12 protein-coding genes are annotated in these 11,017 nt (G+C 42.2%); 3 read left to right on the forward strand and 9 right to left on the reverse strand.

The window, feature by feature from the left end:
• Window positions 1–330: 330 nt before the first annotated feature.
• Both HGD79_RS25395 and HGD79_RS25400 read left to right on the forward strand, forming a co-directional pair.
• Window positions 331–1,559, forward strand: a protein-coding gene (locus tag HGD79_RS25395) for an IS3 family transposase (protein WP_152919722.1) whose coding sequence is annotated in 2 segments (ribosomal slippage) — window positions 331–646 and window positions 646–1,559 — 1,230 coding nt in all. Because the reading frame shifts where the segments join, the coding sequence is not laid out codon by codon here.
• Between the two features lie 15 nt (window positions 1,560–1,574).
• The gene (locus HGD79_RS25400) at window positions 1,575–2,171 is read left to right on the forward strand and encodes a hypothetical protein (protein WP_046788420.1); all 597 of its coding nucleotides are present in this window, start codon (window positions 1,575–1,577) and stop codon (window positions 2,169–2,171) included.
• Between the two features lie 57 nt (window positions 2,172–2,228).
• Here the strand turns inward: HGD79_RS25400 and HGD79_RS25405 are convergent, their stop codons facing one another.
• From HGD79_RS25405 to HGD79_RS25425, 5 genes are all read right to left on the reverse strand, one after another.
• A complete protein-coding gene (locus HGD79_RS25405; protein ID WP_000535422.1) occupies window positions 2,229–2,510 on the reverse strand; it encodes a hypothetical protein in 282 nt (93 codons plus the stop codon).
• Window positions 2,491–2,940 (reverse strand): hypothetical protein, encoded by a 450-nt coding sequence (locus HGD79_RS25410; RefSeq protein ID WP_094875903.1) that lies wholly within the window; start codon window positions 2,938–2,940, stop codon window positions 2,491–2,493. The genes HGD79_RS25405 and HGD79_RS25410 overlap by 20 nt, the downstream gene beginning before the upstream one ends.
• Before the next feature lie 60 nt (window positions 2,941–3,000).
• Window positions 3,001–3,177 (reverse strand): hypothetical protein, encoded by a 177-nt coding sequence (locus HGD79_RS25415; protein ID WP_000070863.1) that lies wholly within the window; start codon window positions 3,175–3,177, stop codon window positions 3,001–3,003.
• Window positions 3,174–4,865: a DUF4942 domain-containing protein gene (locus HGD79_RS25420; RefSeq protein WP_042634269.1), complete on the reverse strand. Its 1,692-nt coding sequence runs from the start codon at window positions 4,863–4,865 to the stop codon at window positions 3,174–3,176. Before HGD79_RS25420 ends, HGD79_RS25415 begins: the two co-directional genes overlap by 4 nt.
• A 247-nt stretch (window positions 4,866–5,112) precedes the next feature.
• Window positions 5,113–6,276 (reverse strand): hypothetical protein, encoded by a 1,164-nt coding sequence (locus tag HGD79_RS25425; protein ID WP_000114859.1) that lies wholly within the window; start codon window positions 6,274–6,276, stop codon window positions 5,113–5,115.
• Window positions 6,277–6,645: 369 nt separating this feature from the next.
• Here HGD79_RS25425 and HGD79_RS25430 point away from each other — a divergent pair, with 369 nt between their 5' ends.
• A complete protein-coding gene (locus HGD79_RS25430; RefSeq protein WP_001121575.1) occupies window positions 6,646–7,458 on the forward strand; it encodes a Dam family site-specific DNA-(adenine-N6)-methyltransferase in 813 nt (270 codons plus the stop codon).
• An 8-nt stretch (window positions 7,459–7,466) separates the two neighbouring features.
• Here HGD79_RS25430 and HGD79_RS25435 read toward each other — a convergent pair whose 3' ends face one another.
• From HGD79_RS25435 to HGD79_RS25450, 4 genes are all read right to left on the reverse strand, one after another.
• Window positions 7,467–8,321, reverse strand: coding sequence for a hypothetical protein (locus HGD79_RS25435; protein WP_000970403.1), 855 nt, complete (start codon window positions 8,319–8,321; stop codon window positions 7,467–7,469).
• 234 nt (window positions 8,322–8,555) lie between these two features.
• Window positions 8,556–9,272: a zinc finger-like domain-containing protein gene (locus HGD79_RS25440; RefSeq protein ID WP_046788421.1), complete on the reverse strand. Its 717-nt coding sequence runs from the start codon at window positions 9,270–9,272 to the stop codon at window positions 8,556–8,558.
• A complete protein-coding gene (locus tag HGD79_RS25445) occupies window positions 9,269–9,469 on the reverse strand; it encodes a hypothetical protein (protein ID WP_000594931.1) in 201 nt (66 codons plus the stop codon). The genes HGD79_RS25440 and HGD79_RS25445 overlap by 4 nt, the downstream gene beginning before the upstream one ends.
• 17 nt (window positions 9,470–9,486) lie before the next feature.
• Complete coding sequence (locus HGD79_RS25450) at window positions 9,487–10,542, reverse strand: hypothetical protein (protein WP_001065779.1); 1,056 nt, start codon at window positions 10,540–10,542, stop codon at window positions 9,487–9,489.
• Window positions 10,543–11,017: the final 475 nt, after the last annotated feature.

Below are 11,017 nucleotides of genomic sequence, written 5' to 3' on the forward strand. Positions count from 1 at the left end.
TTTTTGTATCCACTTTTTTGGATTTTAGCCTTCAAAATGAGTATTCAACCAATCATAAAAGTAACTTTTGATAGACGCTGCTCCTTTATGTTTGCCAATTGTGCTGATATGTTTGTAAATTCAAGGAAGCGAGATTTTAAAAGCATCTGTTGAGTCAAATTTATGTAAAATAACAGGGAAACCATCACTTCTAGGTTGAGGAAACCCAATGTTATACATGCTCTTATGCTGTTTTCTGATAGACTGGCCCCCTGAATCTCCAGACAACCAATATCACTTAAATAAGTGATAGTCTTAATACTAGTTTTTAGACTAGTCATTGGAGAGCAGATGATTGATGTCTTAGGACCGGAGAAACGCAGACGGCGTACTACACAGGAAAAGATCGCTATTGTTCAGCAGAGCTTTGAACCGGGAATGACGGTCTCCCTTGTTGCCCGGCAACACGGTGTGGCAGCCAGCCAGTTATTTCTCTGGCGCAAGCAATACCAGGAGGGAAGTCTTACTGCTGTGGCCGCAGGAGAACAGGTCGTTCCTGCCTCTGAACTTGCTGCTGCCATGAAGCAGATTAAAGAACTCCAGCGCCTGCTCGGCAAAAAAACGATGGAAAATGAACTCCTTAAAGAAGCCGTTGAATACGGGCGTGCAAAAAAGTGGATAGCGCACGCGCCCTTATTGCCCGGGGATGGGGAGTAAGCTTAGTCAGCCGTTGTCTCCGGGTGTCGCGTGCGCAGTTGCACGTCATTCTCAGACGAACCGATGACTGGAAAGATGGTCGCCGCAGCCGTCACTCAGATGATACGGATGTGCTTCTCCGTATACACCATGTTATCGGAGAGCTGCCCACGTATGGTTATCGTCGGGTATGGGCGCTGCTTCGCAGACAGGCCGAACTTGATGGTATGCCTGCTATCAATGCCAAACGTGTTTACCGGATCATGCGCCAGAATGCGCTGTTGCTTGAGCGAAAAACCGCTGTACCGCCATCGAAACGGGCACATACTGGCAAAGTGGCCGTGAAAGAAAGCAATCAACGATGGTGCTCTGACGGGTTCGAGTTCCGCTGTGATAACGGAGAAAAACTGCGAGTCACGTTCGCGCTGGACTGCTGTGACCGTGAGGCACTGCACTGGGCAGTCACTACGGGCGGCTTCGACAGTGAAACAGTACAGGACGTAATGCTGGGAGCGGTGGAACGCCGCTTCGGCAACGAGCTTCCGGCGTCTCCAGTAGAGTGGCTGACGGATAATGGTTCATGCTACCGGGCTAATGAAACACGGCAGTTTGCCCGGATGTTGGGGCTTGAACCGAAGAACACGGCGGTGCGGAGTCCGGAGAGTAACGGCATAGCAGAGAGCTTCGTGAAAACGATAAAGCGTGACTACATCAGTATCATGCCTAAACCAGACGGGTTAACGGCAGCAAAGAACCTTGCAGAGGCGTTCGAGCATTATAACGAATGGCATCCGCATAGTGCACTGGGTTATCGCTCGCCACGGGAATATCTACGGCAGCGGGCCAGTAATGGGTTAAGTGATAACAGGTGTCTGGAAATATAGGGGCAAATCCATCTGATGCTCAACAGTACATTCGTTATGTTCAGAGCAATGTCTGCAATAAGTAAAGGATCCGCTAAAGAAAACCGGTCTGAAATATCGCTGATAGTCCTAGCAACACTTGGAATCGCATCACCATTCATTGTCGCAATGATTACTATTAATGAAAGTATGACATCTAAAACAGTAACAGATTTTTCTTTGGGTGCTCAGTGGTACGGAATGGTTTCAGCGGTAGCGCTAATGGGGTTATATGCTCGACGCGTTTGGAAAGAGAAGAAGTCCTTATTTACTGGCGCTTTCCTGGCCTCTTCCTTAATGGCCTTTATTTTTACTGACAGCCTTGTTTTCGTATCCCAGAAGGACACCGGCGTTCTGGCTACTTTCGTACTCGATAAAAACGCTGGAGATATTGATTGTAGTCGCCCGGCTATGATTGTCCATTACAGTAAAGGTGTTCCAACGGACTGGCGTTGCCCAACCAGTATCATGTTGATGGCGTATTCTTCATATCCTTTTTTACCCTGGCCTGAGTATAGCCATGGTACCAGCCAGTCTCTTACGGTTGTTATTGATACATTTATGGAAAACGCTGTTAATCTCAGCCAAAAATAAAAAATAAACCTCACTAGTGAGAGGTTTTATAAACCTGAGCCACCAATCTAATTAACTCTATATTTTTGTTTTAGCTTTTTTAAAGATAGACTTACCGAATAAAACAGCAATTATAGAGCAAAGGCCTGGCGTTAGGACAAAAGCTAATAATGCACTGCCAAAACTTGTCATTTCAGGCACCAGGAACCAGCTGATAGGCCACGTCAGGGCTGGTAAATTTAGCGGATCATAAAGCGCATGTAGAGCGCTTAACACACAGTAAAGTGCTAAAAAGCAAACTAGATAAACAACGATCCACATTTTAATTTGCTCAGCAATTTCAAATTTTGGACTGCCCATGCTTTACCTCAGTGGCTGAATATTGATGGTTAATATCTTTAATCACCCGTAAGCACTTAGTGCATACCTTAGTTCGATTTGTCTGCTTGTCCAGAGTGTATTTAACTTCAAGTTGACCTCCAGCATTAAGCAAAGTGAGCATCTCATCTTCTAACACGCTTCGGTAAATGGTCTTGGCCGAGAGTGTGCCCGGTAACGAGTACTCAACATAATTGTTTGAAACTCTTACCGATTTAGGGATTTTACCACTGAGCTGGGTTTCATTCGTTGAAGGCATTACAGTTACTTTAATCACAGTTGCCGGTGACCAGAAATCCTGATAACGCACTTTATGAATTTTATCAGCTCTAAGGCCTAACCACACATTTCCGGCGATAAGAACAATAAGCAATCCATAAACTGATCGTCGAATGTTACGCCTTTTAATCACAATGTCCCCCATCCCTCAAATATCATTCTAAATAACTGCACCAGGATATCATGAGCGTAATTAATAGAATTCTTCATAACCGGGGTTTTCAGTTGAGTTTGCGGACTCTTTACTTTGCGGTTTCTCACCCTCTAGTTGAGTATCCCTGACAGGCTTGGATTTACCCATGCTCCTCTGAAAGGTATCCATAACAAACTCAATATCTTCTTCTGGCAGGCTGGTGGGTTGGTTGCTCATAGGACTTCCTCTTGTTGAATACGTTCGGCGTACAGGATGCGAACCGAAACGGTCGTGTTTTCAAACTCGTTCTCAAAAACGTCCATCCATTCCGTCCGGAATTCTTCCCCCAAAAGGTTATCGAGCCCCTGAAGAGATAATGGAAGAACGGCTGCTAGAGATCCCCCGGCTGCGAGATGAGATGCAGCTGCCTGGAGATGCAGCCTGGCCCGGTTATCGGCAAAAGGTGGGTTCATCACGACATAATCAAACTTCTTCTGTTGATTAGACTTAGACCATGTGAGGAAGTCAGCTTCTGTCGTATCGTATCCCTTAGCCCGGGAGATAAGGCAATTCAAAGTATCAAGCTCGATGCCAGTAACGATCACACCGGCAGGGAATGATTTAAGCAAATCCGCATGGCCAATATTAGGCTCCAGGAGGGTATCCCCTTCCCCTGCACCAAGCAGGGAAGATACATATTCGCTGATTCGGCAAGATGAAGGGTAAAACTGATGCGATACAATATCAGGCATCTCCCCTATCTGGCCGATGTAACGAATAACCTCACACGGATCATAGGAAAATGTCACATCGTATTTTGTTACTGTTGCCCCTAAGAACCGAAGGGTGTCAGCGGCAACACTCGAAGATTTGCGTTCGGCGAGAGACCCTAAAGATGTCCAGCAACTCCATTTATTGTCCCCGTCATTTTTAAACATCAGTTCAGAAAGCTGCATCCGGGTATCAAAGTCGATGCACTGCTTAAGTACAGGGAATGCCTCCAAAGATTTCTTGCTATGAGCCATACGGTCGGCAGGTAATGCCAGCGGTACGATAGCTGATAAAATATTGTTAAGCCGCTCGGCGATATCAGGGTGGACGTCAATATGCATTGATCCATTTTTGTAAACCCTGAAACGAATACTGTTGCCATCGATGCAGATCCATTTTCTGAACCCCTCATGTTCGACCAACGCCTCAACCAATGATTTGGTGTTATGGATCGCCTTCACCTGTTCGCCACGGAAGAATGCGCATATAACGCGGAGCTCGCTCAGCGGTGAAATGCCAGACTCTTTAAAATCCACCCTTAATTTCTGCCAGGGGTATTTAGACGGCTCGCAAACTCCGGTAGTGATCATGCGGGTGGAGAACCCAAAAGCTTTGTTTGTCTTGTGACTGCGGCTCAGAGACTGGAAGACGTCGTAAACCCTTTCTTTAATAAATTGATTGCGGTCATTAAGCAAAGCAACGACTGTGCCCACTACAGCGTCAGCTGTGAAATCAGGGATCACCTGAGGCGGCATAATATAACGGTCGGCCGTAAACTGCTTATCCCATTCGTTACGTTTGGCATCCGACATGATAGGCAAAACATCAGTGAGTGCCATAACGCATTTCCAGTATTCTGATCTCAGAGCGTTTTCTGCGAACAAAGCATCCGCTTCTGAGATGCTGTGGTTGTAGCCTGAGAGATAAGAATAAAGTTTCTGGTGATTGTGGGTTTTGAACTGGACAGCCATGAGTTTCAACAAGCAGAGTTCATCATTATAGGACTCAACAAGATCCGCGATAATGCCGAGCTCTTTGCGCATATCTGGAAGAAATGTTTCAGGAGAGCTAACCACCAGGCTATGAGAGGTTGTTAAAGCCAGTACGCTGTGACCTGCATTATCGGGTTTAGCTTCAGAATCAAGAGATGACATTTTACCGGTCCTTTAGAAAAAACTTTTACCAGGATAGCAACGTCGCTCAGTAACCTAATAGGTTCAGTGACACGAAAAAGTTTTTTATGTCTCTGAATAAAACTTAAAGATGTCAACTCATAGAAAGAAGCAAAAAAAAAGCCCCGCATAAACGGGGCAAGAACGATACATGGAGGTTTAAAAAAGGCGGGCAAAAAGCCTGAATCCTTAATGACTCTGACAAAACCAGCACTTTGCCAAAAGTAAATTATTCTGCGTCCGGCTGTGGGTCAGTATCCTGATCGGTCTCTTCCCCTGCCTTCTTAGCATTTTTTTTACGTGGGTATTTTGGCTTCTCACCATTAAGTTTTGCCTGACGATTCTCCGCACGGCGAAGCTGCTTGTTCTCTGATTCTGTGATCTCTTTTGAAAGATTTCTCAACATCTCCAGAGTACTGCGGTTCAACGTAATGTTGATTTCTTCGTCAGCACTTGAATCTGTCAGCTCCGGCAATTCAATATCCCCCAGTTTCTGTAATAAGCTGGTGGTGATGAGTTTGACGCCTTCTACGGCTTTTGTGGCAATAACCGGCGGAATCCGTGCTGGCTTGAAGTCTGAAGGTCTGACTCGTACCTGACCATGTTGGGTTTTTTTCACCGTGATGCCATTCGCATCGGCCTGCTCAAGTTCTGCGATCATCTTCTTGATACGTGAAATTGCTTCTGTTTCGCCGAGCTCATCGATCAGTGAAAGCACGTTAACATACGAAATAGCGTCAGCATGAATCCATTTCTTGATAACAACAGAACAGGTTGTCAGGCGGATAAGAGAACTGATGGTCGTCGGGCTTTTATTTTCACGTTGAGCAATTCGTTCGAGTGACCAGCCAGCAAGAGAATGTAGGCGACGATAGGACTCGCCAAGCGCAACAGGAGAAAGCGCAAGACCACGGTTACCATCAATGGTCGCGAGCTCACAGCCAATTTCATCTTCTTTAATCTCAACGCAAAGGATTGTGATGTCATGATCTTCATCACATGCCATCATTGCGGCTTTTAAACGGCAGTGCCCCTGGCGAACAAAAGGTACCCCATCAATGACACGTACTCGGATAGGGTCTACATAGTCACCTCGAATGTAGGCATTCTTGATGTTGTAGATGTGTTCTTCAACCTCAGGGAGCTTATAGTAATCGTCACCCATTCCCATTTCGCGGGAGTTGAAGCCTGGCGTGACCTGAATTACTGAAGGGTGGATAGCCCATGCTTTCTGGTCACTTACTTCAGTACAAAGTTCAGGGTTTGCATCACGGAACTGTTTAAGCCCAGTGACGTAACGGCCTGTGCCAGTAACTACTGAAAAGGCAACATGGGCCGTTTTAAAGACCTTGTCATTAGCTTGCTGTGTAGGTTCTGTCAGTAAAACACTCATAGGGGCTCCGTTACATTTTTCTGCTTACTTTCTGCGTAGCGGGGATACTACCGAAAAAAAAATTCATAATTTTTCGCAAAAAAGGTACTTTTTGAGCCTATTCTGATTTTTTACAAAAAAAGGTGGCTCCCCATTACTTGTGATGGCATAAAAATCGCTTCATAAACAAATACATAAATCCAAAACATAAAGTTCAGGTATAAGTGAGGAAAAATCTTATAAATCCGAAATGCTGAAAGTCAAAACTGTGCGTCTTAAACAACTTTTTTTTGCTCCCTAAGTTATTAGTTAAAGCCCGTGGTTAGGTACGATACCAGCACCTAAATTTCTCTCTCAGGTATAGACACTTTGACTCGACATCTCAGACACATGCCGATAATCAAATGGGCTGGTGGAAAAACGAAACTGATGCCTTTCATCAGCCATCACTACCCACACGATCATAGTTGCCGGTGGGTAGAACCCTTTATAGGCGGTGGTGCCGTTTTTCTGAACATGTTTGCACAAAATGCATTGCTTGCAGATAGCAATCCAGACTTGATCAACCTATACAGGACTATTCAAAGACAGAAAACTAACTTTATAAATCAGGTCCAAAACTTGGCGGATAAAACCTTTGTCGAAAAGGACTACTATGAGATGAGGGACCGTTTCAACAAAACCTGTATTTCTGGTCAATCGCTTCAAAGAGCGGCTTTGTTTTACTCCCTGAATCGCCTGGGCTATAACGGTATGTGCCGCTATAACTCAGAAAGAATCTATTCAGTGCCGTGGGGGAAACATACAGAACTGAAGCTTGACCTCAATAAAATAGACTACCTTTCATTTCGTCTTTCAGGTATTGAACTGATCACCGCTGGTTTTGAGGAGACTCTGGCCGCAACCGGTGAAGGAGATCAGATTTACTGTGATCCGCCATATGACAAAACAAGCAAAACTAGTTTTGTCAGTTACGATGGTAAACCGTTCAGCCAAAGCGACCACGTGCTGTTAGCAAATATGCTCGTTGACGCTCACAGAAAAGGCGCTGCTGTTGCGATATCAAATAGCCTGACATCATTCACTTTGGGCCTCTATGAAGAGCGTGGATTCGTCATACACAGACTCAGCGCTTACCGATCCGTAGGAAGTAAGCCGAATACACGGAAAACGGAAACAGAAATACTGGCCGTGCTGAAATAGAGTAAATTCTAATCAACTAGGCTAATCCATTCCTCAAAAGTTAATACCTCAGGGTAAGTTCGTTGAACATAAGGTATAAACTGAAGCTCTTCTATTCTCCGGTCGCCCCTCTTTCCTTCGCAAATAAATGAAATGAGTCCTTGCTGAGAAAGGCCAGTAAGGACGCTCATAAGTCTTATATTTAGACTTTTAAGCTGTAAGTCGTTATTAATGTCCTCCACTTTATGAGAGCTCTGGCCTGAACGTTTAAGATACTCGTAAACCATGAAATTCGAATTTCGTCGTTTTAACAATTTTTCGGTTATGCATTCCTGAATGAAGTCGCCAAGAGCATCTAAAAGCGGACTGAGAACTACCGGGAAAGTTAATGTGTAACTTTGAGAAGTTTTAGACAAAGTGAATGAGTTTAGAAAGCTAAAGTTTAGTCTCTTTTTTGAATATGGAACATAAGCGACAAGAGTAGTCGACATAACAGTAAGTAAAGCTTCAAGATGGTTCACTGTTATTAAAGTGGTTTTATCTGTATTTCTAAGATTATGGAAATCAATAAACGCTACTCTTGAACGGCTAAGCCAATCTTGTACTTTAATGTCGATAGAAAATTGCGAGATATGATTTGAACATTCATTTTGGGTGATAGGGCATGCAGACGAAAGATGGTTATGGATTATCATGCATAGCACAAAAAAAGGAAAACGGCAGGCTGTGGGGCATTGAAAACCGGTTAAAGAAAGCTTAGACGTTTCATATGCGCTTACCGGAAAAGTAACTTTTCTTAACGTTGGCTTTGACGATGTTCTTGCATTTTTACAAATGAAACCGAGACCCAGATCATTGTGCATTTTAAAGTCCATCTCCATCATCACCTTTTAGCCTTAACTGTATGGTATTGGTATACAAAAAATTAAAATTATAATTAATAAGATTATCATTTTTTTACAATAGAAAAGGTTCTGATAGAGGGGAATTTAAATGTAAAAGATTTATACTCGCAGATCTTTATGAGGGATAAAACCCATTGCGTAAGCAACAATATTACGTGAGTGAGTCCTAACGACAGTTAAAGTCTTGGCTCTATATTTAAGCAGCAAAAACATTTAACTGTCTTGGAGTTTATTTAACTTAAAAACTGTTATTGCAGCATAATTTTTCGAATCAAATTCATAGAATTTTCTGACTTTTCCAGTCAAATGATAACGTTCACCCAATAAAATGTGATCCTGTTTATCGGCCGTTAAAGCGATCCCGTCATTTCTAACTTTACCAGTAAATGTAAAAAAATAACTCCCTTTACTTTTTGCGTACGCGGCCCTGACTTCAGTAAATGTTAGTTCAATGCTTATGACCTGGCCGATATTGTAGCTATGTTTTAAAATTTCTTGTTCATTTTCCGGAGTTTCAGACAACATCACATCAAAAGTTGTAAATAAACAATCCAGCTGGCGTTCTGTCAAGAAACGGTTATTGTCTAATTGCGCCAATATACTATTAGAAAACTTAGTGTTAGCCTTTTTTGCTTTCTCAATAAGGACGTGGTTTCTGGATTTCCATGCTTCGAGTGTTGGGTTAACACGCAGTTCCGGAATGTTATCGAGAAAGGTAATTGGCTCTAGTGCCACTAATTTTTCAATAATGGGTCCAACTGTTTGTACCCCATGACACTTTTCACATAAATCAGCCCCTTTGTGGCCTGTGCCCGCACATTCGTTACATTCTCTTTCGATAGGTGCATAATAATTTCCATCTCCGTTAAGTGATACATTCACTGAGGCTGGTACCATATGACCATCAAGAGTAAAGAAAAGAGATTTCATTTTCGAAACACCTCCAAACGTGCCTCTACGATTGCTACAGCTTCTTTCACAGTTTTTTCATAGTGGTCATGCCCTTCAGGAAATTGATCAAAACGTTTACCGTGTTCTAACTCTTCCATGTTGCGTTTAAGGACTTCATGAGTTAGAAGCAAATCACTATAATTATCGATAAGAGTCAGCTTTATAGGTTTAATCACTCAACTAATCCTCGTTTTTAATATTCCTTAAGGAGATCTCGAATTTCCAGAAGCTCTTCTAATTTTGGTTTAGAAACAATGATTGCTGTATTTTCGTCGTTAAGTAAAGACAATAAAATATTTAGCTTTTCATCATTCAAGATTATTTGAACACCATCATTGGAAAATATTACATTATTACTATTAACATTTTTGAACAAGTGTGCACTATCTCTACCAAATTTTAGTTCTGTTTGAGTATTCGTTATAGATTCCGTATGTGTACTTTCCACAAGCTCAAGAAATTCAGATTTTAGCCGTTCTGTTTTCTTATGCGAGAGGCGCTTAATACCCAAAGTCTTACGAGTGACTGCCGAATTTTTCTTTTCTGGTCCGCCTTTATTTAAGGTGTCTGGTCCTGCTCCAGCTGCATTGTGTTCAGGTATGCCTACAATTTTGCTCGTTGTAGTCTCAATATTCTTAACGCCAGGTAAGAAACCTTCTATATGTTTTAAAACCATTTTGTGATCGTTGGAATATTTTAACATTATTTCAATGGCGAGCGTTTTTTTGATTAGATTTAGGCTAATCAAACGTTGAAGCTCTAATGGCATATCAAGGATTTTTAGCATATTACGAATTGCGGTAGTTGATCGTTGATATCGCATTGCTAGTTCTTCAACCGAATACCCGAGACTAACAGCATGAGCTAATGCATGAGCTTGCCCAACCGGATTTAGCCCATTGCTTCTGTTACCATCGAGGTTCTCAAGGTATTCTTCAATTTCGTTTTTATAATCGATTAGGATAACAGATAATTTTGGAATATTAGCACCTTCAGAAATTGCTAATTTTAAGCCATGAAAACGAGTATGACCTTGACGAACTAAATATTTACCTTTTCTTTTTACGACCTTGATCATATCAACCTGCCTTCCTTCCTTAAAGGCTTGTTTGATTGACACAATCATCGACTTGACAGGTTCTTGTTCGTAACACAAATCTCCGATTACCGCCTCTCGGGGATTAAATCCCTTTTCAATTTCAACTAGATTAGTATCCACTTCAATGACTGTATGTTTGCTGTTGTTCATATCTTCCTCCTGTTTACTACATGATACATGAACCTCAAATTTGCCAAATAGGGCTGATACATCTAAAAGGTAAACTCAAAAAATTTGCTTAATAAAATTAAAATAAAAACTGTCTTGAATAAAACAATGATAGTAGACCCTCGTTCATTTCCGTTTGCGATCTGTAGATATTGTTAAAGGAGCGCTATTCCTTGTTTTATATGGACTTATCATTGTTTTCAACAGGATAGATCAATTCTTTAGATCACTAAAGATCAATAGAGTTCAAGTAAAGATCACGGCATCTTTAACTCATTGATTATAGTGACTTTATGAAAGGATCCGGCATTCGGATGCATGCGAAAAGCATTTGAATGAATAAGGAAGGCATTTACTGGAATGCTTATGGCATTTAGGTTAATGCGTAAAAAGCATTTGCAAGAATATGTTATAAACAGTTTGCCAAATGAAAATCTTATCACCGACGAGTTAAGTT

Origin of the sequence: Escherichia sp. SCLE84 (genome assembly GCF_012584495.1) — a bacterium.
Lineage (GTDB): Bacteria > Pseudomonadota > Gammaproteobacteria > Enterobacterales > Enterobacteriaceae > ECMA0423.